Below are 25,109 nucleotides of genomic sequence, written 5' to 3'. Positions count from 1 at the left end.
CCGCCAACCCAGCGAGGGCCACAAAGGCCGTCGGTGCCGGCCGGAGGTTTGCCGAGCACAACCAGGCCACTGCCAGACCACACAGAAGCGCATCGTAGTCACCCCGCGCGGTGAAAAGGGCCACCCCGGACAACGGCGTCTCGACCGGCCGAAGCGCATGGAACGTCGCCGGCACAAACCAAAGCAAGTGCAAACAGAGCGCGGACCCCAACCACCGTCGTAGCGTTCGAGGATGCAGGTTTCCCGCCACGCGGATGATCCGCGGCAAGAGCGCGAAGTAGACGAGGGGTGCTGTGTCTCGGATGGCGTTCTCCAGGAGCGCCGAGTCACTCATGCGTGCCCATCCAAGAGCAATGACTGCAATCATGATCGCAGGGACAACCCGAAGCCATCTCGGCACCTCGATGCAACTCGGCCTCGAGAAGAAGATGCCCGCTGCGACAAGGACGTCAGACAGGTAGATCGATGTTCCAGTTACGCCGATGTAACTTCCCCATCGCCCGAACGCGATTGGAATCAGCAGGCCCAGCAGGAGCAGGTAGGGGCCAGTTTGGGTCGGTCGCCTCATTCTCTGATCGACCTCCACATTGTAACCAGTTTCTCTGCCTGCGAGATCGGACCAAACTCGATCTCCGCTCGACTCGCTCCGGCCACCTTGTCGAAGACCTGCGCCAGCGAAACAATCTTCTCAATTCCGTCTGCGATACTCAAAGGGTCAACGGAAGTCAGGGTCAGTCCATTTACTCCGTCGAGCACGGCTTCGGGGATACCGGAGACGTCCGTTGAAAGCACTGGCACGCCAAGGCGCAGAGACTCCACTATAGACACCGGAAGACCATCGAGGTCACCGTCTCGCGCAGGAACGCAGATCAACGCAAAAGCTGTCGCCTGGGCGACCTCGGCAATTGTCTCACTGTGTCCCAACTCGCCGAGAAATGTGACGTTCCGCGCGAGGTCTAATTGAACTACTAGCCCTTCAAGTCTCTCCCGCTCAGGTCCGTCTCCTATGATCCGCAGCTCTACGTCCGCGCCGCCGTCGAGATGGGCTCGTAATCCATGCAAGAGGAATGCATGGCCCTTCTTTTCGACGAGCCGCGCGACCGTCACAAGGCGGTTACGCGACGCCTTGCGGTCCAACACCGCCTCCGCTGAGATTGAACTGCTTGCCCTAACGAGCACGCATCTATTGGCAACCGCCGGATGAGCGTCTTTCATCTGCGAAAGGGCGACATTGGAGACCATCACGACGCGACTGAGAGCCGAGGCGACCTCTTCTAACTCATCAGAACCTAGACGGCGGATATAGTCGGTCGCATGAAACGTCGCCGTGACCGGAATTCCAAGCCTGCGGCCCAACTCTACTGCGAGTTCGGCTGGCATTGACGCAAAGTGCGCATGAATAACCTCGGGGTCAAACTTCCGCACACGGGCTAGAGTCAAGCTAACCAAGAGCGCCAACTGCGCGCGCCGCCGCCATGGGAAGGCCGTTCTCAACCTGGGATCGATTAGCGCAATGGCGGCCAGTATCGATCTCAGCCGCAGCGACGCCAGGAGCCTCAACAAAGAGTAAAGGCGAGGGCTGCCTTCGGCGTCCCAACTGACGACTTCAACCTCGTGGCCGAGCATGCGAAGAGCGCTTACTTCACTGCGAATGAACGTCTCACTCAATTTCGGGAATGTCCGAACGATGTAGGCCACTCTCAACGCTGGACCTCCCCATATATCATTTCGAGATCGTACAGCAGTGACGACCTAGTCCAATCGCTAGTTGGCCTGCGCTCATCTCGCCTTTCTGTGACCGCCCGGAGATGGGAAGCGATGGATTCGACCGGATTCGTCAGATCGATCAGACGGGCTAGGCTCCCCGCCAGAGTTGACCCTCCGCCAAGCGGAAAGCAGATGACGGGGAGCCCGAAGGCTGCCGCTTCGGCAACTGCCCACGGTGCTGAGTCATGGAAGCTTGGAAAGACGAAGGCATCCGAACTGCTCAGTATGCTGGCAACGTCAGAGCGCGGGACGTGTCCGAGAAAGTCCACGCGGTCAGCGCAGCCGAGCCTCTGCGCGAGTTGGCTGAACAGGCCAGCAGACGGGCCACTCCCAGCAACAATGAGGCGCCAGTCCGCCATTTCGGGCCGCGCTAGCGCCTCTATCGCAAGTGATAGTCCTTTCCACTCCACGAGCCGGCCGACGTAGGCCGCTGTCGGTCGGCCGTCGCGATGTCCAACACCCGCATAGGTGCTGCTCCGGTCGCGTTCGGCGAACTCGATGACGGCATTTGGCCGGGTAACGACACGTCGGGCGCCCGCACGCAGGAGCGTTGCTTTACTGTCATCGTTAAGCGCAATACAGAGCGAAGCCCCCCGGATGGTCCTTCGGACCAGGATGACTCGACTGACTGTCGACGTGATCGTGCGGACCCGTTCCGCGATCCGTCCGCGCAGCGTAAGCCTGCGAACCAGACTTCGAGGCGCCGAAGTCGATCCCCCGACAGGTCCCCAGATGTAGCGCGCACCAACGCCTACTGCGGGCGTCGGCAGCCAATCGCTCGCGAAGGTCACGTGGTGGATCAGACCGACGTGTCCAGCGCGAAACGCGCTCCGCAGTGCCCTGCGACATTGGAGCATCCAGAAGAAGTACCGCGGATAGGAGCCGAGCCTCCCAAGAGCACGATGCAACTTGGGATAACCGACGCGTTGCACGACGATATCGGCACCGCTTGCTCGAACTGCGCTCTCAAGGTCGGTGTCGTTTGTTGGGCGCGTCATGACCGTGACAGGAAACAGGCTGGATAGGGCCTCAATCCATGCCCATCCAGCTCCCGCCTCGGACCCCTGCCTGGGATGGCACGCATAGGCAACTACGTAAACGCGCCTGCCACAATTGCCACTATTGTGCCTCTCATTCCATCTTGCCATCAGGAGGCTCCGCCCGACGATTGCTGGGGCGTATTCGCAGTTGTGATCGCTCTGGGGGCTCGCTCCCAATGGACCAGTACGGCGACCCAGTAGACGACGATCCATGCGCTTGCGGCGAGGTACCCAACGGTGATCTCTACAGATCCGCCCACGAGCGCTCCCCCCACGATGAATGCTTGCGACACAGTCAGACCAATTAGGAAGGTGGTGCGGACGGTTCGAGCAGCGATCCGTGCCCTGTAACGCACAAGAACGACGCGAGCAGTGTTAAGAAGTCCTTGCTGCAGAGCCAACACTGGGAAGAGCGGCCTCGCCGCATCCCATCCTCTGCCAAACACCTTGGCGAGAAGCGGGTCCGCTACGAGGCAGGCGAGCAAAGTCAACAGGATGAGCGCCACCTGGACGCCAGCCCAGACTGCAAGCGGTGGAATGTCGGAGAGCCCGGCACGTTGACGGGCCGCGGCCCGCCGCGCCAATGGAACGGACAGCCCGTTCGTCACCAGCAGCGCAGGATAGACTGCCGCTTGGCTCGCAACCTGGATACCGACCATCACGGACGGCGCGATTCCTGCGATCAACATCGCCGCCAGTGATCCAACCGCCGTCACCCCAACGGCCTCAATCGCGAGGTTTCGGGCGAAGTCGGATTCGCGACGCCAAAACTCGCAGTTGCCGGGCTGCGAGTTGGTTGCAAGCACGCGTCTTGTGACGGATGTCAGAGCGAGAAGCAAGAGCGACGCGGCGATGAGGAAGTATGAGGGTCCAAGAGGAACCGCGAACGCAGCCAACAAGAGCATCGCGCCGGCATAGGTGGCAGCAGACATGACGGCGAACACTTGACGACCGAAAACAACGGCAATGGAGCGACTGTTGTCAGCTACCAGAGCGACAACAGTCCAGAGAGCAATGAGCGCGACCCACTTTGGAGGAAGTCGGTAACAGGCGCCGGCAACAAGGGCGACGGCAAGCCATGCTGTCGCAAATTTCGCCATACCCCAATTGGCAGCGGCAACGTCTCCGCGACAGAGCTTGGGAAACTCGTGGCGAAGCAGCGGCGCCTGCACAAAGTATGCGCGAGCGACAGCGACCGCGACTGACTCGAGCGCGTAGACCGCCAACACCGCGGCGGCAATTCGGCTGCTCGCGCTTCGCGCGATCGCTGAGGTGATCGATATTCCGCCAACCGAGAAAAATATCTGATTCAGCGATACCAGCGCCGACTCGTTGGCGACGCCAGTGATCCGCCTGAGAACCGAATTCGGACGGCTGCGGTCCGCCACCTGCTCAACCTGACTCATCGCCCCTGCACCTTCGTCTGGTGCCAGATCTCAGTAGGCCACCGAGCCCTGCAGTCTCGGACGAAGAACGAGGCCAGACGGGATCGTCAGGGTGGGGATCGTCGAGGGCAAGCAGAACACGCGACGACATCATCCGGCCTGCTCGTGTTCATCCTGGCTGTACCCGTAGCCGTAGCCGTAGCCGCTGCGGGCAGCCCTGTTCGGAACGGCATTCAACAGGACCCCGACGAGAGTTGCATCTACTTGCTGCAACCGCTCAATGGAATGACGAACTTGGTCCCGAGCCACGGCCCCGTGACGGACTACAAGGAGGGCACCGTCCGCCGACGTCGCAAGAAGCGCGCCGTCGGTGACAGGCAACAGCGGCGGCGCGTCGATGATGATCACGTCGTACTGTTTCCGGAGTTCGAGCAGCAGTTCGGCCATGGCGTTGGATTGGAGCAGCTCAGCGGGATTCGGCGGGATTCGCCCACTAGGCAGGAAGTCGAGGCTGCTTGGGAGGTGAAGCTGCAACGCGTCATCCAGCTTTATGTTGCCCACGAGCAGATCCGTGAGGCCAACAGCCCGGTCGAGTCCGAGCACGCGGTGAGCCTTCGGGCGGCGCAGGTCGCCCTCGACGAGGAGCGTCCGAACGCCGGCCTGCGCGAGGCTGATCGCGAGATTGGCCGCCGTCGACGTCTTGCCCTCGTTCGGGATGGCCGAGGTCACGACGAATACCTTCTGTGGGCTGTCGACATCGATGAACTGCAGGTTCGTCCGGAGTACGCGGAACGCCTCTGCGCGGGGCGAGTGACCGGCTATGTCACTCACCAGCGGTGTTTTCGCGGCTTCTACGTCGTAGCTGACCACGCCGAGAATCGGAGACTCAGTGACTTCGCCCAGGTCTTCTGCCGAGTTGATCCGCGTATCGAGCGTCTGACGCAAGACTGCCAGCGCGAACCCGAGAAGGAGACCTGCAGCGAGGCCGAGACCTGCGTTGCGCAGTGGCGAATGCGAGACCGGCGAGGCGGAGTACGATGCGTTGTCGACGATCGTCGCCTTGATCGGGGCGCGGTGCTTGCCCGGCGGGGTCTCCAGCTGGCGGACCATGTCGCTGAGGTGCTCGGCGTACGACTGCGCGATCGCCTGCGCCTGGCGCGGCTCCGGGTCGGTGACGGTGAGCGTGAGGTTCACGGTGTTCGTGGCCACCTCCGCCTTCACCTGGCCGGCCAGCTCGGTGGGCGTGGTCGACAGCTTGAGGTCCGAGATGACCTGCTGGGCGAGCTCGCGCGAGGAGGCCAGGTCGGCGTACGACTGCACGCGCTCCTGGGAGAACTGTCCGCCCTGGTAGAGCTCGCTGCTGCTGTCGAGCGTCGAGGTGGAGACGAAGAGGCGGGCGCTCGAGGCGTACTCCTTCGTCTGCAGCAGCGTCAGCGCCAGCGCGGCCGCGGCGCACACCAGTGCGGTCACCACGATCCACGCCCAGCGACGGCGCAGGACCTTGAGGTAGTCAGTGATCTCCACCGGCGAGGGTTCCTTCCCACGTCGTGCGCCAGCACGACTCTCCGAGTGCCCGCGGCTCATGCGTTGCGGGCTGGGGCCGGCGGCGGCGCTGCCGTCCGGCGGAAGCAATTAGATCGTCGGGAGGGGGTTCCTGTTCGCGTTTTGGGTGGACTGGTCCAGCCCCAGAAGAGTTAAGGGGGTGGTGGTCTAGAGCGGTGGCCTGTGCGTCCCGCCCTGATCTACACTTTCGACAGATGCCTAAAGCATCGATCCTGTAGAACGGAGTGGTCACGTGTCGCAGACCAAGGTGGACGAGGCGATCGAGTTGCTTCGCGGCCTTCCGCCGCAGGATGTCGCGGATGTCGTGTGGCACGAGGCGGCGGCGTTGACGGCGGTCGACTTCAGCACTGTTGTTCAGCGCCTCCTGGCGGCACGGACCGGAGCCTCCCGCGCTTCTGAGGTGGGGACTGTCCTCTCCGCATACCTGACCAGTGAGACCCAGGTCGAGATGCTGGCTGGACAACCGGTCGACATCGTCGACCACCTGAGCGACCACCTACGTCGCATTGCTCTGCTCTCGACCGCGCGTCGCGCTGTGCTGGCAGAAACGATGCTCGAGTCCACGGCCGTCGGCGAAGCGCTCGGAAGCACCAGCACCAACGCCCGGGAGGCCGCCAGCATCCTGCGACGTAGCGGTCGCCTTCTCGGGGTGAAGGTGCAGAACCGCTACCTCTATCCCGCCTTCCAGTTCGACTTCGGCAAGCAAGAGCTTCGCGAAGTCGCGGGCGATGTCAATCGGCTTCTCGAAGCCCTCGAGGATCCGTGGGGTGTGGCGTCGTGGTGGGTCACCAGCAATGCTCGACTGGAGGGCGCCGCGCCTCGCGAGCTCCTCGGCACGGACCGTGAGCGGGACCTCCTAGAGCTAGCGAGTGCCGAGACGGACGAGTGACCGAGCCAGGAGCCGCATCTCCCCCGTACGGCATGCGCGAACCACCGGCAAGGATTCCGGGCGCGCCGGTGGTACGGACGTTGTCGGAGGGCACCAGGTTGTTCCGGGTTCATGGCGATCATCCAGCCGACTCGTTCAATCCGATCCCCCGTCCAACGCTGCTTCACGGCGGAAGGTTCGACGCGCTCGTCACCGGCAGGGGCTACACGTATGTCGGCGAGGACCCCGATGCCGCGATCGCGGAAACTGTCTGTCGGGATCTCCCCGTCGGCGGTGGCGTACGCCAGGTCCCGCGAAAGCGCGTGCAGGGTCGGCGGATCACGGCCGTCGAGATCACCCGGATCTGCCGATCCTCGTCCTCCACGGCGCCGCGCTCACGCAGGTCGGGGCCGAGGTGTGGCTGACGAAGTGCGAGGCCGACAACTACATGACCACCCGCCGGTGGGCTGCCTGGCTGCTGGATGAGCTGCCCGACGTCGCCGGCTTCGAATACCGCTGTCGCCACGACGAGGACCGGCTCGCCTGGGTCCTCTACAACGACACACTGGGCGGCAGGTCGGTACGGGCCGCGGGCGCTCTCCGCGCCAGCGTTGCGGACACGCGTCCGCTCGACTCAGGGTCGGGACTTCTGCTGCTGAATCGCGTTCTCGCGGATCACAACGCAGTCGTCGAGCTCTGAGCCAGTTGGTTCCCCGATTCCGTCAGATCGCGTCGAGCAGGTCGCCCGCGTCCGGATCGCAGTTGTCAACCGCGACGCGAGACCGGACGCTGGGGCCATGAGCACCCACCCTGTTTGAGCAAACGTTCGCTCAAAATCGGAGGAGGGGGTCGGCGTACGGCTGTCTGGCTCCGGCCCGCCGGTCTGCCGCGGTCAGATCGCGTCGAGCAGGTCCTGGACCGAGGCGCGGAGGGAGCGGTACGCCTTGACCAGTAGGTCGGGCGAGGTGGTGATCTGCGGGCGGTCGTCGGGGGTGTGGAACTGCGGGAACTGGCCGGCGATCGACAGCAGCGGCACCGACGGGCCGAGCGTCTTGCTCCACTCCGCGCCCTCGCCGGGGAAGACGGTGGTCGGGGTGAAGTTGCCGGCAGCGAGGTCGTCGACCAGGCCGGGTACGTCGTCCGGGGCGGGGTTGCTGGCGCCGACGCGTGGCACGAGGTCGAACGTCGAGCCGGGGGCGGTCTTCGTACCGCCGGCGGCCAGCGAGGCGCCGAAGTGGAAGACCGCGACCGGGTCGAGGTCGAACTCGTCGGCGAGGTAGGCGCGGGCGCCGTAGTTGTTGAGCTCGTGGCCGGTGTTGCCGAGGAAGAACACCGGGTGCTCGCGGGCCACCTCGGACGCGACCTCGAGCGCCAGCGCGATCCCGGTGGCGCGCTCGGCCGCGCAGGTGAACCAGCCGGAGAGCGGCGTGGTGATCACGATCGGGTCGGAGACCGGCGTACGCGTCCCGAGCCAGCCGGTCACGTCGTACGCGTGCCCCGGCCGAGTGCCCGCCTGGAAGTCCACCGAGACGCCGTACGCCGCGACCGCGTCGGCGAGGTTGCCGGGGATGAACAGGGTGGGCAGGCCGGACTTCGCGGTGTCGGGGTCGGCGTTGTAGGCGACGAGGCCGGTGTACGGCGCGTAGCCGCTCACCTGGTTGGTCGTCAGGAGCACGGCCAGCTCGGCGCCGTCGGCCTGCGCGTCGGAGATCGCCTGCAGGACCGCCGGGTCGCTGCCGGCGGCGGAGGTGGTCACGGAGCGTACGAACGGCGTCGTGGTGCGTACGCCGCCGACGCCCTCGTAGTAGAGCGGCACGGTCTGCACCGCGCGGCGGCCGACGCGGACGGTCGCGCTCCACTCGTAGTGCGGGTAGGAGTACGTCCATCGGCCGGGGCGCACGCCGAGTCCGCGCAGCTCGCGCTCGAGCCACGCCAGCGACGCCGCCTCGCCTGCTGTGCCGGTGCGGTGGATCGACGCCCTGCTGTAGCCCAGCACGCGCTCGTACAGCCGGGCGCCGAGGTCGCCCGCTCCTCGCTCGTGTGTGCTGGTGCGGCCGGTGCGGCTGGCGCCGGCGTACGCCGCCGTGCCGGTCGCCCATACGGCTCCTGCGCCGGCGCCGGTCGCGGCTGCCGTCGCTCCGGTGCGGAGGAGGGTCCTGCGGCTCATCCGAGAGTTCATCGTTCGGCTCCTTTGCCGTATTGCTTCCAATGTCGATCTACAAACTAACGTTATCTGGCCCCGGACGGTCGTCGGTCTACGGTTGGCTCGGCGTACGAGCCGCTGGTCCGAGGAGGTGCGATGGTCCGGGAGAACGAGGTCCGAACGGGCGAGGTCGCCGTCGAGCCGCCGGCGGCGACGGACGCGGGGCTGGTGTTCGTGGGGCGGATCCGTACGCCGTGGAGCTCGCGGCTGGAGACGCCGCGGCAGGGGCGGCTGGACGGGCCGGCGTGCCGGATCGAGGTGTACGAGCCGTGGGTGGCGGCGCTCGACGGGATCGAGGAGTTCGAGCGGCTCGAGGTGCTCTACTGGCTGCACCAGTCGCGGCGCGACCTGGTCCGGCAGAGCCCGCGCGACGACGGCACCGCCCGCGGGACGTTCTCGCTGCGCTCCCCGGTCCGGCCGAACCCGATCGGCACCTCGATCGTCCGACTCGAGCGGGTCGAGGGCGCCACCCTCGTCGTACGCGGCCTCGACTGCCTCGACGGCACTCCTCTGCTCGACCTGAAGCCGGACCGGTCCCTCTTCTCCCCGCTCGCCCCGCCGCAGGCGGGGGACTTCCAGGTGGGTGACGCGTGAGGACGGCCGAAACCGGGCGGGGGGCGGCCCAGGTTTCCCCGGCCGACCGGGGAAACCTGACCTTGTGGGGCATCTGAACACCCCACAAGGTCGGATTTTCCCTGACAACCTCGGCCAGAACGGTGCCGCGGGACGCGGAGTGCTGACCCGCCAAGGTCCCGAAATCCACACAGCCACCCTGCCCGGGGCTTACCCGGCGGGTGGCTGTGCGGTGCTGCCCGCTGGTCCGTCAGCCGCCTCTCGGCGAGTGGCCGCTCGTAGCGGCAGATGGTGAGGCCCGGGGGCATGATTCAGACCAGCTGAGGTGTCCAACGGGGCGGGGCGGCGGATCATTCCCGCCGCCGCAGATGCCAGGACTTCTTCGGCTCGTCCAGCTCTCCGAGGCGCTTCTCGAGCAGCTCATCGACCGGCGAGTGCCACTCGACCGAGCAGTCCGCGAGGGGAAACTGGCGGGGCGCGAAGACCCAGCGCCAGAACCGCTTGACGATCCTCATCGGCCCCCCTTCGTGACGAGAGCCTACGTCAGCGCGCGGAGCGCCGCGGCCGCATCGGCGACGCAGGCGGCGTAGTCGGGCGGGTCGTCGTCGGAGACCCAGCGCACGAAGGCGACGTGGAAGACGGTGATGGCGCTGTGGGCGGCGAGGCTGGCGGAGGGATCGGGTACGCCGCGCTGGCGCAGGGCGTCGGCGACGGCGTCGGTCATCGCGGCCAGCTTGAGGAGCTCGCGCTCCTGGAGGGACGGGGTGGCGGCGACGATCTTGGCGCGGCGTACGGCGAACTCGTGGCGGTCTTCGAGGAGCCGGCCGCAGGCGACGACTCCCTCGAGCGCCGCGTCCAGCGGCGACGAGTCAGCGGGCGCGTCGGCGATCGCCTCGTACGCCGCCTTGAGCATCAGGTCGGAGCCGTCGAAGAGGACCTCGCGCTTGTCGGGGAAGTAGCGGAAGAAGGTCCGCTCGGTGACGCCTGCGCGCTCGGCGATGTCGCCGGCGGTGGTCTGGTCGAAGCCGCGCTCGGCGTACAGCTCCATCGCGGCGCGGATCAACCGCCCGCGCGCATCCGGCTCCCAGCGACCCATGCCGAGAAGTGTAGTGATGACAGATCCTGACATCAGGTGTAGCGTCGATGTCAGTCACTGACATAGCCAGGGAAAGAGAGTCACGCCATGCGCATCTTCGTCACCGGTGCCTCCGGGTGGATCGGCTCGGCGGTCACCGACGAGCTGCTCGGCGCGGGCTACGAGGTCGTCGGCCTCGCCCGCTCCGACGAGTCCGCCGCCGCCCTCGAGGCCAAGGGGGCCGCGGCCCACCGCGGCAGCCTCGACGACCTCGACAGCCTCGCCGCGGGCGCCAAGGACGCCGACGGCGTCATCCACCTCGCGTTCAAGCACGACTTCAGCGACTACGTCGGCGCCGGCCACAGCGAGCACGCCGCCGTCTCGCGGATGCTGGAGACGCTCGAGGGCAGCGACCGGCCGTTCCTGATGGCCTCCGGCCTGGCCACCGGCGTCACCGGTCGGCCGGCGACCGAGGACGACCCCTCGCCGTTCCACGGCGTCGACTCGATGCGGGGCGGGGGCGAGAACCTGGCGCTGGAGTACGCCGAGCGCGGCGTACGCCCCGTCGCCCTGCGCTTCTCCCCCACGGTCCACGGCATGCGCGACCACGGCTTCACCGCCCGGCTCGCGCAGATCGCGGTCGAGAAGGGCGTGGCGGCCTACATCGGCGACGGCTCCAACCGCTGGGCCGCAGTCCACGTCACCGACGCCGCCCGGGCCGCCCGGCTCGCGCTCGAGAAGGCGCCCGCCGGCATGCGGGTCCACGCCGTCGCCGAGGAGGGCGTCCCGACGCGCGACATCGCCGCGGCGCTGGGCGACTACCTCGGCCTGCCGACCGTCTCGGTCTCGCCCGAGGACGCACCCGAGCACTTCGGCTGGATGGCGCGCTTCTTCGGGATGGACGCCCCCGCGAGCAGCGCCAAGACCCGCGAGGTGCTCGGCTGGGAGCCCACCGGCCCGACGCTGCTCGAGGACATCGCGGCCGGGGCGTACGACAGGCGCTGAGCGCGCCGCCCGAATCAGGCCAGCCCGCGCTCGCCGAGGCTGGGGATGACCGCCGCGCGGTAGTCCCCGCCCGGCCCGCGGGCCGGGTCGAAGAAGCAGTCCTCCCCGAGGTGCCGCTTGGCCTTGGCGCGTACGCCGACGTACGCCTCGCGGTCGGAGACCACGTCGCCGAGGTGCTCGGTGAGCTGGACGAGCCAGTGCCCGGGGGCGACCTCCTCGACGCGGTACGCCGGTGTGGTGGCCAGCCGCTCCTCGCCGAAGAGCGCCACCCAGGGCGGGCCGAGGATCTGCGCCCAGTAGAGGTCGGGGAGCCACTCCCCCAGGCGGCGCGCGGTGAGCGAGAACGTCCGCCTCGGCTCACCCGCGACGGGCGGACCGGCAGGCACCCGCAGGCCGCCAGGCCCCACGGCATCATCGTCGTGCCACAGCTGCACGGCGGCGTACTCCACCCCGTCGTCGACCAGGCGGAGGACGCGGTCGAGGAGCTCCTCGCCCGCCGCCGGCGCGAGCTCGGCGGCGACCGCGAGCTCGCTGTAGCGGTCGTGCGCGAAGCGCGCGCCGTACGCCGACCAGCGAGCCCAGGGCTGCGACCGGTGCAACGAGACACCGAGGGGCCACCCTGACGGCGCCTCGCCGGGTCGCGCGACGAACGGCTCGGTCCCACCCGCGGTCTTCAAGGCCTCCGGCGCGAGGTCGGCGCCGGCGAGCGCCTGCAGCCTGTCGTGCAGCCACTGCCACCCCTCCGCGCCGGGGAGCGGCCGGGGGAAGAAGGCACGGACGAACACCGTAGGCTCCGGCGCGGACTCGGACTCGGACCCGGACCCGGACTCGGGCTCGGGGCTCGGCGCGGGTGCCGGCCCTGGCACACCCTCGAGCGGGGTGTACTCGCCGTTGACGACCAGGTAGCCGTGCCGGTCCCTGGCCAGCCACGCCACGACCTCGAGCGCGGCCAGGATCTCCTCGTCGCTCGCGCCGCCCGGCATCGACATCGCGGTCAGCCAGCACTGGCCGTCGTCGCCGAGGGGGGCGGCGAGGCCGAGCCGGTCGGCGTACACCACCGCGCCGGAGGCGCTCGCCGACCGCGGCGCGAACATCGCCAGGAACGGCTCGCCCTCGCTCACCGTCGCGCTCAGCTCGACGGCGTTGTCGCCGTCGGCGAGGCTGCCGTCGACGGCGTACGAGCCGAGCCGCGTGGACGCCTCGCAGGCGGCCACGAGCAGCTCCTGCGTCGGCTCGTCGCGGCTGACCAACATCAACGAGTGGCTCACGGGGCCCCTTCCGTCGTGGCTTCCCGCTCGATTCTGCCCGTCACGGGATGATCTCCGGGAACTCGGGCATCTCGGGGAGCTCGGGCATCTCGGGCATCTCCGGCTCCTCGGGCATCCCCGGCTCCTCGACGCCGGGTTTGCCGGGTGCGACCGGCTCGCCGCCGGGATCGTCCTTCCAGGCCTTGTCGAGCTCGTCCTGGGTGACGTACGGCGCCTCCTGCTGCGGCGGTGAGGTCTCCGGCTGCTCGGGCGGCTGGTTGTGCACGCGGGTCTGGACGTCGCGGGTCTCCTCGGGACTGAGCGGCGTACGGCCCAGGTCCCGGGAGTCGGGTCCTTGGGCGCCCTCGAGCCGGACGTACTCACCGGTGCCGCGGTCGTAGTACACCCCCGGCTCGCCCGGCACCTTGTCGTAGACGGAGCCGCCGGTCCGCTCGATCTCGGAGGACAGGTCCTCGTCGACCGGCGTCTGGCTCTCCGTCACGAGGTTGAGTGGTCGGCCCTCGCGGTTGGCGAGCTCGAGCTCGGCGCGGATCTGGGGGTCGGTCGCGTTGATCTGCGTCGTCCCCGACTTGATCTCGAGGATGTCGGCGAACCGCGAGTCCGGGAACGAGCCCCGCGGCAGGCGGCCGCTCTTCGTGAACGGGTAGTCCGAGGGGAGGTCGTCGTCGTTGGCCGGCCGGAACAGGCTCTTCGGGAACTTGTCCAGGCCGAGCTCCTTGAGGATGTCGGACTCGAACTTGTTGCCGCGGCCGAACTGGATCGGCACCCCGTTGGCGAAGAGCGCGCCCTTCGGCGCGCCGAACGCCGGACCGAGGGGTACGACGGCCCCGACGTCCGAGACCGCGTGGACCGGGTCGGTCGGCGGGTCGGCGAAGGTGACCGCGCTGGCGTTGCTGAGCTGGACCCCCAGCTGGTCGAGGACGAAGCGCGCGTCCGAGGCGGCACCGTCGCGCATCCGCTCGACCGCCTCGTACTCCGCGACCGCCTTCTGGTCGGGCTTGAACGCCGGCGGGACCATCAGGTCCTTCAACGAGGTGGCCGGCGGCGCGACGCGCGGGTCCGGGGTCGTCATGAGGTAGAAGGTCGCCTGGTCGTACGTCGCCCGCAGCTCGCGCAGGTAGCCGGCCGTCTTCACCATCGCGTCGCCCAGGTCGTCGAGCACGGCGTGGGCGATCTTCAGGTCGGACTCGCGCGCCTCCAGCGCGTCGTCCCAGGCCGGTCGCGCGGTCGGCGACTGCCACGCCCGCGACGCCGTCGCGCCGTGCACGCCGCGCTTCGCGCCGACCATGCTCCCGGCCGCGGTCGAGAACTTGTGCCCCGCGGCCTCGATCTGGTCCTCGGTGACGTCAGGGAAGGGCTGGACCATCGCTCATGCTCCCGCTCATGCTCCGGCTCATGCTCCGGCTCACGCGATGAGGTTCGGGTCCGTCGGGGCGTGGTCGTCGTCGCCGCCGTCCGCCGGGGGGAGGTCGGCGCCGGAGTACATCGGGGTCATCCCGCCCGCCAGCTTCGTGTCGGTGGCGCCGAAGAGGTTGGCGACCTGCTGGGTGTAGGTCCCGACGTCCTCGGTCAGCTTGCCCACCGAGTTGGTCCCGTTGACCCAGGTCTCGCAGCACCGGTCGAACAGCCCGCCGACGTAGTCGCTCCCGAACGCCGCGTCCTTGAGCTCCCAGGCCGCGTTGAGGGAGTCCCGTCCGTCCGAGACGTCCGCCGCGGCGCGGCCGATGGTGTCGGCGACGTCGGCCATCCCGGCCGGATCGATCTCGACGACGCCGGTGTCGACGCCGCCCCCGCCTTCGTCTGGCTTGGCCATGACTGCTGGGCTACCCGGATAGGGAGGCTATAAACATCCCGCCAGGCATCGTGGCGTCCACGGGCAATGAAGAGCCCCGCTGGTGTCTCGGGTCACCAGCGGGGCACCACCAATACTGCGTCATCCGTGGACCGTTGTCGCGGGGTTCGAGCGATTTGACCCGCGCTGGGGTGGGGTCGGCGATGACCGATGTCATGGCGGGGTCGTGACCGTACGCCGAGGCATCGGGCGGTCCGGGAGGCGAGAGTCGAAGCGTCCGTACGCCCTGCCTCTCGGAGGACCCATGTCAGACCAGCAAGCGAGCCCCGCGCTCACCGATCCCGACGCCATCCAGCGCGTCTGCACCGTCACCGGCCTCGTCGTCGGGGGCCTGTGGGCGCTCCAGGCCGGCGCACCGCTCTGGGAGCACGCGCTGCGGCTCGGGCTGCTGCTCTTCGTCGTCGCACCGGCCGCGCTCTGGGTGATCGGGCGGCGGCTCGGCGCCGCGGACCGGACCCACGTCAACCGGCTCGCCGTACGCGCTCTCGTCGCCAAGTCCGCGCTGCTCGTGGCAGCTCTCGGGCTCAGCGCCGTGCTGCGTCAGGTCACCGGCAGTGCCGACTACCTCGTCGCCGCCGGGATCGCCCTCGCCATCGCGTTCCTCGGGCCGCGGGTGCTCGGAACTGGCCGGGGCTGACGACCGATCAGCCGCAGCTCGACGGCGTGGTGCTGGAGGTGCTGCCCGGCTCGATGCCCGGGGTGACGTTGACGTCGGTCGCGCCGGTCTGGCCCTTGCCGGACTTCATCTGCCAGGTGAGGTCGACGGTCTGGCCGGGGGCGAGGATGGCGTACGTCTGGACGACGGGGCGGCCGTGCTCCTTCGAGACCCAGGCGGAGTCGTCGGGCTTGCCGTCCTGTTGGACGTGGCCGACGGAGCCGCCGATGGGACCGTGGATGTAGATCGAGACCAGCTGGCTGCCCTTGGGGATCTGGTAGTCGCGGTAGCCGCCGAGGATGTACGACGACAGCCCGGCGACCTGGTCCTCGTCGAGCCTGCTCGACAGGGTCGCGCTGCCGGTGAGGCCCTGGACGCCGTTGGTGCAGTAGGTGGAGCGGACGGCGACGTCGTACCTCAGGTAGTAGCTCATCTTCGACATCGTCGAGTCGTCGAGGGTGAAGCTGACCTGCGGATCGGAGGTGGCGGTGGTGGCGAGCTGGCCGGCGACGGGGGTGCCGTCGAGCCGCTTCTGGACCGCGTCGTCGAAGTCGTGGATGAGCAGGCGGTGCTCGACGGCGCCCTTCGCGAACGCCTTGATGAGCGCCTGCGGCGAGCTGGTGCCGCCGGCGACCCGCTCGAAGACCGACTTGGCGACGTCGCGGAAGAACGCGTCCTGCTTCGTCGGGTCCGGCGTCTTCACGTAGACGTCGTGGAGCAGGTAGTCGACCGCGTTGTCGCCGGTCAGCGTCACGCCGTCGACGGTGACGGGACCGGTGGCGGCGAGGAGGTACGAGAGCACGACCGGGTCCATCGTGACGACGCCGTCGATGTCGCTGCTCTTCCCGCCGAGGCCGGCGCTCTCCCAACCGGCCTTCCAGATCTGCGCGACGCGCGGGAAGTCGGGGGTCACGTTGGCGTCGAGGAAGTAGGTGCCGATCTGGTCGCCGTAGATGTCCCGCTCCGCGGCGGTGAGGGGCACGACGGAGGTGGTCGGCGTCTCGATGTCGCTGCCGGGCACCTGCAGCGGCATGGTGATCCTGCCGTTCTGCGCGTGCAGCAGCGACACGGCGCCGGGGAGTCCGCCGGTGGCGCGGATCTCGGCGTTGTTCTGGAAGACGAACAGGTAGTCGCGCGGCCCGTCGGCACCGAGCATCTCGGGGAGCACCGCGACGGCGGTCCGCGCGGTCGACATCGTCGACGCCGCGCTGTCCACCCGCGACTCGAGGTCGCGGAACTTCCGCTTGAGCGGCCCGACGAAGCCGACCGGGTCCTGCGTCGCCAGCTGCGTGCGGGCCTCGGCCAGCGCGTCGGCGGCGGAGTCGACACCGTCCGCGAGCCCGGCGACGGCGTCGACGTCGACCCGGCCCTTCTTGGGTACGACGCTGGTGAGCTCGTTGGCCGAGTGGGCCAGGTCGGAGAGGCCCGACTCGCTCAGGTCCGCCACGACCCGGCTGGCGAGACGGACGCCGCGGGCGTCGTCGCCGTAGGCCGGCAGGTGGGTCGCCAGCGACCAGTCCCAGCCCGCGGTGTGGTCCCGCGCGGCGGTGCTGTGTGCGCGCAGGTCGTCGAGGGCGCGGTCCATGGCAGCGGAGTCGCCGCGCTCGACCGCGTCCTGCAGGCGGGCCGCGTCGTCGGTCGCCGCCGACAGCTCGCTGCTGACCTGGTGGGCCCGCCAGGCGGCGTACGCCACGACGAGAAGGGCGATGAGGACGACGCCGGAGACCGCCCAGCGCCACGGGTGGGCGACACGCATTTCAGGTACCTCTAGACATGGTGCGGGCCCCGCGCCCTCGCGCGGGGCCCGCCGACGTGCTCAGCAGTCGCGGCGCTCAGGACCGGATCTTGAAGGAGTACTTCGGGTAGATCGGGCGGTAGTTGCCGTTCGGCCAGAAGAACACCCAGACGCGGTACTTGCCGGCCGACAGGTGCGGGAACGCCACGGAGACGTCCTTCTTGCTCGTCCACTTCCACACGACGCGCTTCGCGCCGTGGGGGCCGACGATCACGATCTTCACCCGACCGCCGAGGTGGCGCGGGTTGGGGAACCCCCACCAGCCCTTCTGGCCCGCGTGGTGCTTCGGGGGCCTGGGGTGCGGCTTCGGCGGCTTGGGGCAGGGGCCGTACTTGCTCGACCCCTTCTTGCACTGTCCGGACGTCGGCGGCTTGGGGGACTGCTTCTTGGCCACGACTCCGGTGGCGTGTGCCGGGTCCCCTGCCAAACTCGCCAGCCCGGCGGTCATCAGGAACGCCGCGATGAGTGCGGCGACAAGCTTCTTCATATGGTCCTCCTGCCGAGAGCCCGGAGCAGGGCCGAGGCGATGGGGTGTACGCGTACGCGGATCTCCGCGAGTAAAGAGTGGCGAAAGTCCGCGGCCCGCGCACGCAGTTCATCGAAATGAGCCATACCGGTCTGGTCGTCCAGACCAGTCGGTCGACCCACTCAACCGCCGTTGGGCAGGCCGATCAGCTCGCGCGCCTCGGCGGCGGTGAGCGGCTCGCGCTGGGCGAGCCGGCCGGCCTCGACGGCGCGGTCGACGAGCTGGCCGTTGGAGTCGACGGGTACGCCGCGGCGCAGCGTCAGCACGTCCTCCATCCCGACGCGCAGGTGGCCGCCCATGCTGAGGGCGGCGAGCATGACGGGGAGCGTCGTACGCCCGACGCCGGTGGCCGACCAGCTCGTGACCTGCGGCGGCAGCGCGGCGACGGCGGCGACGAGCGCGGCGGCCGTCCCCGGCATCCCGCCGGGGACGCCCATGACGAAGTCGACGTGGACGCGGCCGCCGTACGGGAGGCCGTAGCGGTCGAGCAGGCGATGCAGCGCGGCCACGTGGCCGAGGTCGAAGAGCTCGAACTCCGGGACGACCTCGCGCTCCTTGGTCAGCAGGTAGAGCTCGGTCACGAACGGCCAGGGGTTGGAGAAGACGTCGTCGCCGAAGTTGGTCGTCCCCATCGTGAGGCTGCACGAGTCGGGCGCGGCGTCGAGCACCTTGCGCCGGTCGCCGAGCGGGTCGTGCACGCTGCCGCCGGTGGAGAGCTGGACGATCAGGTCGGTCTCCGCGCGAAGCGCCTGGACCGTGTCGGTCAGCCGGCCGAGGTCGAGCGTCGGCCGGTGCTCCGCGTCGCGGATGTGGACGTGGATCATCCGGGCCCCGCGGCGCTCGCAGTCCACCGCCGTCTCGACCAGCTCCTCCAGCGTCGTCGGCAGCTGCGGGCAGTTCTCCTTGGCCGTCTCGGCGCCCGTGGGCGCCACCGTCACCAGCAGTCCGGTCATGGGGGTCAGACTAGGGCGGCCGACGGTCAGTCGCACGACCACTCCTGGACGGCGACGAAGAGCGCGACACCGGTGGCGAGGTAGAGCAGTCCGCCGGCGTACTCCTGCGCGCTGTAGGTGGTCAGGTCGAAGACGAACGGCAGCAGCATGACCGCGAGGCCGACGAGGGCGAGCATGACCTGCCGCCAGCGCTTTGGTTGGCGGCCGGCGACGAGGCCGCAGACGACCAGCGGGAGGTAGACCATCCCGAGGCCGGCGAACAGTACGAGTCCGGGCACCGGCGCGAGCCACCACCACCAGCGCCGTCGCGAGAGCCGCGCGCCGCGGACGGCGCCGAGGCCGGTGAACCACAGGAGCGCGAAGCCGAGGATCATCCCCGTGCCCGTGAGCGTGAACCCAGGGTCGTCGGAGATGAGCCGCATGTAGACCCGGGCGGCCACGCCCCAGGCGAGCCCCACGCCGGCGTACAGCAGGAGCGAGTCGCGCATCGGGTGCGGCGTACGACCGCTCGTACCACCGCTGGCCCGGGCGGGGGTGTCGGTCGTCGTGCTGGATCGAGTCGGGGTGCTGGATCGATAGGACATCGGACCCTCCCTGGTGTCTCCGGGTGTCCCTACATTGGTCGGAGACGTCTGCGCCGGCCCGGGAGGGTGACCGGCCGGAAGAAGTCTTTTTCCTTCTCGGGGGCTGTCACCCCGAGCGCCTGCTCACTCGTCCGTAGAGGTGAAGGGACGGGTGCCATGGACGCTCGGGTCGACGACGACGCGGCCGGTGACGACGCCGCGTACGACGACCCGAACGCCCTGGTCAGGAGGCTGTTCGAGAGCGAGGCGGCGGCGCTGGTGCACATGGCGCGGTGGTACGTCGACGACAAGACCGCCGCCGAGGACCTCGTCCAGGAGGCCTTCATCAGGCTCGCGCGGCACGCGCACCGGCTGCGCGACCAGGGGAAGGCCGTCGCCTACCTCCGCTCGATCGTCATCAACCTCGCCCGCGACCACAACCGGCGCGGGTTCGTGTCGCTGCGGCACCGGCCGCCGGCGGACCCGTACGAGCCGTCCGCGGAGGAGCAGGCCGGCGACCGGGCCGACCGCGCCGAGGTGATCGCGGCGCTGCGAGCGCTGCCGCGACGGCAGCGGGACTGCCTGACGCTGCTGTACTACTACGACCTCGGGATCGCCGAGATCGCGGCCACGCTCGGCCTCTCCGCGAACTCCGTCAAGACCCATCTGCAGCGCGGCCGCAAGGCCCTCGGCGCCGCCCTGGAGGACTCCCGATGAGCCGCCTCGAGGACCGACTGCGCGACGCGATGGGCGACCCCGGCCGCCCACCGCAGCCCTCGCCCGACCTCTTCGCGCGGGTCGTGCGGAGCATCGAGGACGACCGCGTACGCCGCCGGCGCCGGCGGCTGCTGCTCGGCGGGGTCGTGCTCGTCGGGGCGGTCGTCGCGGCCGTCGTACTCGTCAACAAGCACCGTGAACACAACGGGGAGGCAGCCATGCCCTGGTGGACGCTCGAACTCGCGACCGACGTCGTGCTCGTCGCACTCGCACTCTGGCTCGGACCGCTCATCAAGCGCTTCGGCAGGGCGTACGCCGCCGACGTGTTCCACGACAACCCGCGCACGGGGAAGAGCTACATCGTGCTCACCGACATCGTGTACTACCTGATCTTCGGGGCGTACATCCTCTTCACCGTGCAGTTCGAGCCGCGCGAGTCGTGGCGGACGATCTGGGGGACGTCGGACGTCACCGCCAAGCAGGTCGGCTTCGAGGTCGCCCGCGTCGGCGGCATCCTGCTCATCATCGGGGTGCTGCACGCGATCAACATCGTGCTCATGCCCATGCTCGGGCGGCTGTTCTCGCTCAACCGGCGGCTGCCGCCGGGGGCCGGGCGGTAGGCCGCTGTCGTCGCGGCCGGTCGCGGGCCGGCGGGTAGGCCGGCCGGCAGGCCGGCAGGTAGGCCGGCCGGCGGGTCGCTATCGTCGCGGCCGTGCGTGCTGTGGTGACCCGGGTGTCCTCCGCCTCCGTGACCGTCTCCGGATCGGTGGTCGGCTCGCTGCCCTCCCCCGGGCTGCTCGTGCTCCTCGGCGTCGCACGCGACGACGGCCCGGACGACGTCGCCTGGCTCGCGCGCAAGATCTGGGGCCTGCGGATCCTCGAGGAAGAGCAGTCGGCGTCCGACGTACACGCGCCGATCCTGGTGGTCTCGCAGTTCACGCTGTACGGCGACGCCCGTAAGGGCCGGCGCCCCTCGTGGACCGCCGCCGCCCCCGCCGAGCTCTCCGAGCCCCTCTACCTCGCCTTCTGCGACGAGCTCGAGCGCCTCGGCGCCCACGTCGAGCGGGGCGTCTTCGGCGCGCACATGCACGTCGCCTCCGTCAACGACGGGCCCGTCACGCTCCTTCTCGAGTCGCCGCGGGGTTAGGCCCGGGGCGGCGTCCCAGGTTTCCCCGGCCGGCCGGGGAAACCTGACCTTGTGGGCTGTTCAGACACCCCACAAGGTCGGATTTTCCCTGACAACCTGATCGCCCACGTCCGCGACCCGGCTCCCGGACCGGGCCACAAACTGTCCACAAGCGGCGCCCGAGCGCGGTCCGTCCACAGCCCGCGTCACGCGCTGCTTCGCGCCCGGTGACGCGGGCAGATCGGCGCCATGATGATCGATCCGAATGATCCGCGCCTCCTCAGCATCCACCTGCGGCGCGACCTCCTGAAGAACGGCTGGGACGAAGCTGCCCTGGCCAAAGCCCTGCGCGATGGCGTGTTCACCCGGGTCCGCCACGGCGCGTACGCCGACGCGGGCCAGTTCGCCCGACTCGATGAGGTGGCGGCCCACGCCGTACGCGCTCGTGCCGCCGCCCGCCAGGCCAAGACCGCAGTCGTCATCTCGCACGCCTCGGCGCTGGCGTTCGTCGACGACGCCCCGATGTGGGGGCTGGACCTCTCCGACGTACACCTCACCCGCCGGGACGGCAAGGCCGGCCGCCGCGAGGCCGACATCCGGCAGCATCGCGGCGTACTCCTCGACGACGACATCGTCACCATCGGCGACGTCGAGGTGATGAGCGCACTGCGGGCCGCGCTCGAGGTGATGACGTACGCCCCCGTCGAGCCGGCACTCGTCGTCGCGAACCACATGCTCCACAACAAGGTCTTCACGCGGGAGGAGCTCGTCGAGCGGTACGACGCCGGCATCGACCACTGGCCCGGCACGAGTGGCGCCAACATCGTGCTGCGTCTTGCCGACCCGCGGATCGAGTCGGTCGGCGAGACCCGGTTCGACTACCTGTGCTTCCGACAGGGGCTTCCGCGACCAGTGCCGCAGCTCGAGGTGTACGACGAGCGGGGCACGTTGCTGGGTCGGCTCGACTTCGCGTGGCCGGAGCGCAAGGTGTGGGCCGAGTTCGACGGCCGGGTGAAGTACGAGAAGCTGCTGCGCGAGGGCGAGTCGGTCACCGACGTCGTACTCCAGGAGAAGAAGCGGCAGGAGCTCATCGAGCGGGTGACCGGCTGGCGCTGCATCCGGGTGGACTGGGAGGACCTGCGCCACCCCGAGCGGCTGGCTGCGAAGATCCGCGCGGCGTTCGCCGAGATGGCCGCCTGATCGGCCAGCGCGCCGAGGTTGTCAGGGGAACTCCGATGTTGTGGGGTGTTCAGATGCCCCACAAGGTCAGGTTTCCCCGGCCGGCCGGGGAAACCTGGGACACCCGGCCGACCCCGGCCGACCCGCCAGGACCCGCAGCGGCCCGCCCCGAGGACACATCGGAGCGGGCCGCGGTACGTGGGCGGTCTCGAGAGACCCGACCAGAGGCGTCAGCCGATCGGGATGACGACCTCGGCGACGTTGCCGACGGAGGCGTGGACGACCTTGTCGACCGGGTCGGCCTTGGGCGCGAGGGTGCGCAGCGTCCACTCGCCGTCGCCGGCGAAGAACCGGAAATGGCCGGTGACGGACGTGGGCACCTCGGCGGTGAACTCGCCGCTGCGGTCGAGCAGCCGGACGTACGCGCCGTGGACCGGCTCGCCGGCACGGGTCACCTGGCCCTGGATCACCGCCTCCTTGGCGACGTCGACGCCGTCGAGCGAGAGGCCGCCCTCAGTGGCTCCGCACATGTCAGGACTCGCCTGCCTCGTCGCCCAGGACGACCGGGACGCCGACGAGCGAGCCGTACTCGGTCCAGGAGCCGTCGTAGTTCTTCACGTTCGGCTCGCCGAGCAGCTCGTGGAAGACGAACCACGTGTGCGAGGAGCGCTCGCCGATGCGGCAGTACGCGATGGTGTCCTTCGACCAGTCGACGCCGGCGTCGGTGTAGATCTGCTTGAGCTCCTCGTCGGACTTGAAGGTGCCGTCGTCGTTGGCCGCCTTCGACCACGGCACGTTGGCCGCGGTCGGGATGTGGCCGGCGCGCTGCGCCTGCTCCTGCGGGAGGTGGGCCGGGGCGAGGAGCCGGCCGGCGTACTCGTCGGGCGAGCGTACGTCGACGAGGTTCTTCACGCCGATCGCCTCGACGACCTCGTCGCGGAAGGCGCGGATGCTCTTGTCCTGCTCCTGCGCGGTGTAGGACGTGGCCGGGCGGTTCGGCGCCTCGTCGGTCAGCTCGCGGGAGTCGAGCTCCCACTTCTTGCGGCCGCCGTCGAGGAGCTTGACGTCCTGGTGGCCGTAGAGCTTGAAGTACCAGTAGGCGTACGCGGCGAACCAGTTGTTGTTGCCGCCGTACAGCACGACGGTGTCGTCGTTGCTGACGCCCTTGCTCGACAGCAGCTCCTCGAACTGCTGCTTGTTGACGAAGTCCCGGCGGACCTGGTCCTGCAGGTCGGTCGTCCAGTCGAGCTTGATGGCTCCCCGGATGTGGCCCTTGTCGTAGGCAGAGGTGTCCTCGTCGACCTCGACCAGCACGACCTTCGGGTCGTCCAGGTGCTGCTCCACCCACTCGGCGGAGACGAGAGCGTTCTCGCGGCTCATAGTTCGTACCTTTCTTCTGCGCCAGGCCGGCGCGGGGTCTGTGTTGTCGTGCGGTGGTGGTGGTGTCGAGGGTTGCCAGGGCAACCTCCTCAACCACCGACTCGTTTGATCAGGAGATAGAGCTCGCAGCCCAGGCAGAACCTGAAGACCGCGTTGAGCACGGCGGCGACCAGCGCGAGGCCGAGCGCCACCAGGGCGAGGGTGGGTACGCCGACGGCGTACGCCACGAGGGCGATCACCGTGAATGCGAGCCCCACCCCCTGGGCGAAGCGTGGCGGGGCGGGGTCCTCGAGCTGCGCGGGCGGCGCGAGCCGGGGGCGTACGAGCGTGCGGAACACCCAGGCGTGCGGCGTGTGCTGGACGCCGAGGGCCGCGCCGATGGCGAACAGGACGGCCTGGACGGCGGTGAGCACCACCGACGCGCCCGTCGGCAGCGCCAACGCGAGCACCAGCACGACCGCCGTCACGGCGGCGGCGAACTGCGGCCCGCGCGGGTCGATGGGTCGCGGGTCGAGGGCCCGCGGAGTGGGCGCCGAGTGCTGCTGCTCGGCGACCGGATGGTGCGTGGTGGACATGGCGAATGCTCTTCCGTGGAGGCGGAGACGGCGGACGGAGGTTCGTCGGACTCGACGATAGTGCAGTAACTGGGTCTAGTTAAGAGGAGTCACTGCGGGTCAGCCGCACATTCGACACAGCGACGAGCGCACGCGGCAGTGGTCCACCGCCCGGCGCTTGGTCAGCATGGTCGAGAGCATGCGACGACCCTAACGCGGCCCGAAATCGGCCAGAAACGAACGTCCCGCATGATGGGATCCGCGTATCACGATGCGGTCTGCTCGCCCGGCAGCGCGCCCAGCACCTGCTCCTTGCGCGGCGCTCCGGCGGCCCGGGCGACCTCGTTGCCGCCCGCGTCGAGGACCAGCGTCGTCGGCGTACGCAGGATGCCGAGGCGGCGTACGACGTCGAGGTGCTGCTCGGCGTCGATGTCCACGTGCACCACGCCCGGCACCGAGTCGGCGACGTCCGCGAGGACCCGGCGGGTCACGCGGCAGGGCGCGCAGAACGCGCTCGAGAACTGGACCAGCGTCGCGCGCTCTCCGGGGCGTACGCCGGCAGCCTCGGCCAGGGTGTCCCAGGTCGGGGACTGTGCTGGGCGGCGGAAGCGGCCGTCGGTGAGCGCGCGGTAGAGGCCGAACCCGACGGCGAGGACGACGGCAGCGACGGCGATCCAGAGTCCGGTACTCACGAGGGGCCCAACCGCCCGACCGCGCGGGTCATTCCTCGGCGCCATCGTCCAGCGTGCGGCGCAGTCTCGCGTTGGAGGCGCGCAGCCGGCGTACCTCCTCCTCGAGCGCCAGCACGTGCGCGATCCCGGTGAGGTTGAGCCCGTCGGCGAGCAGGTCGCGGATCCGGACCAGCCGCTCGACGTCGGCGGCGGAGTAGAGCCGGGTGCCGCCCGGCGTACGCGCAGGGTCGACCAGGCCGCGGCGCTCGTAGACGCGCAGGTTCTGGATCTGCAGCTCGGCCATCTCGGCGGCCACCGAGATGGCGTACACGGCCCGATTTCTCTCGCTCACACCCTTGATTCTGGCTGAAGTTTGGAATATAAGAAACCT

Annotated in this window: 29 protein-coding genes; 10 read left to right on the top strand and 19 right to left on the bottom strand. The window is 69.2% G+C overall.

The window, feature by feature from the left end; translation table 11 throughout:
- Positions 1–564: 564 nt before the first annotated feature.
- The 4 genes from ABLE53_RS08825 to ABLE53_RS08815 all read right to left on the bottom strand — a co-directional run bounded on the left by ABLE53_RS08825 (position 565) and on the right by ABLE53_RS08815 (position 5,716).
- Positions 565–1,668 (bottom strand): glycosyltransferase, encoded by a 1,104-nt coding sequence (locus tag ABLE53_RS08825; protein WP_348858442.1) that lies wholly within the window; start codon positions 1,666–1,668, stop codon positions 565–567.
- 32 nt (positions 1,669–1,700) lie between these two features.
- A complete protein-coding gene (locus ABLE53_RS24805) occupies positions 1,701–2,624 on the bottom strand; it encodes a glycosyltransferase family 4 protein (RefSeq protein ID WP_425474861.1) in 924 nt (307 codons plus the stop codon).
- Between the two features lie 290 nt (positions 2,625–2,914).
- Positions 2,915–4,213: a hypothetical protein gene (locus tag ABLE53_RS08820; RefSeq protein WP_348858440.1), complete on the bottom strand. Its 1,299-nt coding sequence runs from the start codon at positions 4,211–4,213 to the stop codon at positions 2,915–2,917.
- A 129-nt stretch (positions 4,214–4,342) separates the two neighbouring features.
- Positions 4,343–5,716, bottom strand: coding sequence for a tyrosine-protein kinase domain-containing protein (locus ABLE53_RS08815; protein WP_348858438.1), 1,374 nt, complete (start codon positions 5,714–5,716; stop codon positions 4,343–4,345).
- Positions 5,717–5,987: 271 nt separating this feature from the next.
- On the opposite strand from ABLE53_RS08815, the gene ABLE53_RS08810 reads away from it, so the two are divergent.
- From ABLE53_RS08810 to ABLE53_RS08805, 3 genes are read left to right on the top strand one after another with little or no spacing between them, the layout of a single operon-like run.
- Positions 5,988–6,644 (top strand): hypothetical protein, encoded by a 657-nt coding sequence (locus ABLE53_RS08810; RefSeq protein ID WP_348858437.1) that lies wholly within the window; start codon positions 5,988–5,990, stop codon positions 6,642–6,644.
- 32 nt (positions 6,645–6,676) lie between these two features.
- Positions 6,677–7,048 carry an RES domain-containing protein gene (locus ABLE53_RS24800; RefSeq protein WP_425474860.1) on the top strand — a complete coding sequence of 124 codons (372 nt, stop codon included), beginning with the start codon at positions 6,677–6,679 and terminating at the stop codon, positions 7,046–7,048.
- Entirely contained in the window at positions 7,039–7,323 is a 285-nt protein-coding gene (locus tag ABLE53_RS08805) for a hypothetical protein (RefSeq protein WP_348858436.1), read from the top strand. Before ABLE53_RS24800 ends, ABLE53_RS08805 begins: the two co-directional genes overlap by 10 nt.
- Before the next feature lie 192 nt (positions 7,324–7,515).
- On the opposite strand, the gene ABLE53_RS08800 is transcribed toward ABLE53_RS08805, so the two are convergent.
- Positions 7,516–8,790, bottom strand: a complete 1,275-nt coding sequence (locus ABLE53_RS08800) for a zinc-binding metallopeptidase family protein (protein ID WP_348858435.1) — start codon at positions 8,788–8,790, stop codon at positions 7,516–7,518.
- Positions 8,791–8,922: 132 nt separating this feature from the next.
- On the opposite strand from ABLE53_RS08800, the gene tsaA reads away from it, so the two are divergent.
- Positions 8,923–9,420 (top strand): tRNA (N6-threonylcarbamoyladenosine(37)-N6)-methyltransferase TrmO, encoded by a 498-nt coding sequence (tsaA, locus tag ABLE53_RS08795; protein WP_348858434.1) that lies wholly within the window; start codon positions 8,923–8,925, stop codon positions 9,418–9,420.
- A gap of 329 nt (positions 9,421–9,749) precedes the next feature.
- On the opposite strand, the gene ABLE53_RS08790 is transcribed toward tsaA, so the two are convergent.
- Together ABLE53_RS08790 and ABLE53_RS08785 are read right to left on the bottom strand one after the other, a co-directional pair.
- Entirely contained in the window at positions 9,750–9,914 is a 165-nt protein-coding gene (locus ABLE53_RS08790) for a hypothetical protein (protein ID WP_348858432.1), read from the bottom strand.
- 23 nt (positions 9,915–9,937) lie between these two features.
- Positions 9,938–10,495 carry a TetR family transcriptional regulator gene (locus ABLE53_RS08785; RefSeq protein WP_348858431.1) on the bottom strand — a complete coding sequence of 186 codons (558 nt, stop codon included), beginning with the start codon at positions 10,493–10,495 and terminating at the stop codon, positions 9,938–9,940.
- Positions 10,496–10,582: 87 nt separating this feature from the next.
- Between ABLE53_RS08785 and ABLE53_RS08780 the strand changes: the two genes are divergently transcribed.
- Entirely contained in the window at positions 10,583–11,479 is an 897-nt protein-coding gene (locus tag ABLE53_RS08780) for an SDR family oxidoreductase (protein WP_348858430.1), read from the top strand.
- 14 nt (positions 11,480–11,493) lie between these two features.
- Here ABLE53_RS08780 and ABLE53_RS08775 read toward each other — a convergent pair whose 3' ends face one another.
- Genes ABLE53_RS08775 through ABLE53_RS08765 form a run of 3 tightly spaced genes read right to left on the bottom strand, consistent with a single transcriptional unit; the run spans position 11,494 to position 14,560 of the window.
- Positions 11,494–12,747, bottom strand: coding sequence for a hypothetical protein (locus tag ABLE53_RS08775; RefSeq protein WP_348858429.1), 1,254 nt, complete (start codon positions 12,745–12,747; stop codon positions 11,494–11,496).
- 40 nt (positions 12,748–12,787) lie between these two features.
- Positions 12,788–14,113, bottom strand: a complete 1,326-nt coding sequence (locus ABLE53_RS08770) for a hypothetical protein (RefSeq protein ID WP_348858428.1) — start codon at positions 14,111–14,113, stop codon at positions 12,788–12,790.
- Between the two features lie 39 nt (positions 14,114–14,152).
- The gene (locus tag ABLE53_RS08765; RefSeq protein ID WP_348858427.1) at positions 14,153–14,560 is read right to left on the bottom strand and encodes a hypothetical protein; all 408 of its coding nucleotides are present in this window, start codon (positions 14,558–14,560) and stop codon (positions 14,153–14,155) included.
- 283 nt (positions 14,561–14,843) lie between these two features.
- Here ABLE53_RS08765 and ABLE53_RS08760 point away from each other — a divergent pair, with 283 nt between their 5' ends.
- A complete protein-coding gene (locus tag ABLE53_RS08760; protein WP_348858426.1) occupies positions 14,844–15,236 on the top strand; it encodes a hypothetical protein in 393 nt (130 codons plus the stop codon).
- A 7-nt stretch (positions 15,237–15,243) separates the two neighbouring features.
- On the opposite strand, the gene ABLE53_RS08755 is transcribed toward ABLE53_RS08760, so the two are convergent.
- The 4 genes from ABLE53_RS08755 to ABLE53_RS08740 all read right to left on the bottom strand — a co-directional run bounded on the left by ABLE53_RS08755 (position 15,244) and on the right by ABLE53_RS08740 (position 19,112).
- The gene (locus ABLE53_RS08755; RefSeq protein ID WP_348858425.1) at positions 15,244–17,010 is read right to left on the bottom strand and encodes a DUF4012 domain-containing protein; all 1,767 of its coding nucleotides are present in this window, start codon (positions 17,008–17,010) and stop codon (positions 15,244–15,246) included.
- 76 nt (positions 17,011–17,086) lie between these two features.
- A complete protein-coding gene (locus tag ABLE53_RS08750) occupies positions 17,087–17,536 on the bottom strand; it encodes a hypothetical protein (protein WP_348858424.1) in 450 nt (149 codons plus the stop codon).
- A 161-nt stretch (positions 17,537–17,697) separates the two neighbouring features.
- Positions 17,698–18,528, bottom strand: a complete 831-nt coding sequence (locus ABLE53_RS08745; protein ID WP_348858423.1) for a beta-keto acid cleavage family enzyme — start codon at positions 18,526–18,528, stop codon at positions 17,698–17,700.
- Between the two features lie 26 nt (positions 18,529–18,554).
- Positions 18,555–19,112: a hypothetical protein gene (locus ABLE53_RS08740; RefSeq protein WP_348858422.1), complete on the bottom strand. Its 558-nt coding sequence runs from the start codon at positions 19,110–19,112 to the stop codon at positions 18,555–18,557.
- Positions 19,113–19,268: 156 nt separating this feature from the next.
- Between ABLE53_RS08740 and ABLE53_RS08735 the strand changes: the two genes are divergently transcribed.
- The 4 genes from ABLE53_RS08735 (at position 19,269) to ABLE53_RS08720 (ending at position 22,134) form a co-directional block, all read left to right on the top strand.
- Positions 19,269–19,808 (top strand): RNA polymerase sigma factor, encoded by a 540-nt coding sequence (locus ABLE53_RS08735; protein WP_348858421.1) that lies wholly within the window; start codon positions 19,269–19,271, stop codon positions 19,806–19,808.
- The gene (locus tag ABLE53_RS08730; protein ID WP_348858420.1) at positions 19,805–20,428 is read left to right on the top strand and encodes a hypothetical protein; all 624 of its coding nucleotides are present in this window, start codon (positions 19,805–19,807) and stop codon (positions 20,426–20,428) included. The genes ABLE53_RS08735 and ABLE53_RS08730 overlap by 4 nt, the downstream gene beginning before the upstream one ends.
- A 92-nt stretch (positions 20,429–20,520) precedes the next feature.
- Positions 20,521–20,955 carry a D-aminoacyl-tRNA deacylase gene (gene dtd, locus ABLE53_RS08725; RefSeq protein ID WP_348858418.1) on the top strand — a complete coding sequence of 145 codons (435 nt, stop codon included), beginning with the start codon at positions 20,521–20,523 and terminating at the stop codon, positions 20,953–20,955.
- Between the two features lie 228 nt (positions 20,956–21,183).
- Positions 21,184–22,134, top strand: a complete 951-nt coding sequence (locus tag ABLE53_RS08720) for a hypothetical protein (protein WP_348858417.1) — start codon at positions 21,184–21,186, stop codon at positions 22,132–22,134.
- Positions 22,135–22,343: 209 nt separating this feature from the next.
- Here ABLE53_RS08720 and ABLE53_RS08715 read toward each other — a convergent pair whose 3' ends face one another.
- The 5 genes from ABLE53_RS08715 to ABLE53_RS08695 all read right to left on the bottom strand — a co-directional run bounded on the left by ABLE53_RS08715 (position 22,344) and on the right by ABLE53_RS08695 (position 25,070).
- Complete coding sequence (locus ABLE53_RS08715) at positions 22,344–22,643, bottom strand: DUF1416 domain-containing protein (protein ID WP_348858416.1); 300 nt, start codon at positions 22,641–22,643, stop codon at positions 22,344–22,346.
- A gap of 1 nt (position 22,644) precedes the next feature.
- Positions 22,645–23,493 (bottom strand): sulfurtransferase, encoded by an 849-nt coding sequence (locus ABLE53_RS08710; RefSeq protein ID WP_348858415.1) that lies wholly within the window; start codon positions 23,491–23,493, stop codon positions 22,645–22,647.
- A gap of 89 nt (positions 23,494–23,582) precedes the next feature.
- Positions 23,583–24,068: a DUF4395 domain-containing protein gene (locus ABLE53_RS08705; RefSeq protein ID WP_348858414.1), complete on the bottom strand. Its 486-nt coding sequence runs from the start codon at positions 24,066–24,068 to the stop codon at positions 23,583–23,585.
- A gap of 245 nt (positions 24,069–24,313) precedes the next feature.
- Positions 24,314–24,739, bottom strand: coding sequence for a thioredoxin family protein (locus ABLE53_RS08700; RefSeq protein ID WP_348858412.1), 426 nt, complete (start codon positions 24,737–24,739; stop codon positions 24,314–24,316).
- Positions 24,740–24,767: 28 nt separating this feature from the next.
- Complete coding sequence (locus ABLE53_RS08695) at positions 24,768–25,070, bottom strand: MerR family transcriptional regulator (protein WP_348858411.1); 303 nt, start codon at positions 25,068–25,070, stop codon at positions 24,768–24,770.
- Between the last annotated feature and the right edge of the window lie 39 nt (positions 25,071–25,109).

It is taken from the genome of Nocardioides asiaticus, assembly GCF_040049175.1.
Classification (GTDB): domain Bacteria; phylum Actinomycetota; class Actinomycetes; order Propionibacteriales; family Nocardioidaceae; genus Nocardioides; species Nocardioides cheoyonin.
Note: the sequence above shows the minus strand (reverse complement) of the source record. Positions and strands in the feature narration are given on the sequence as shown.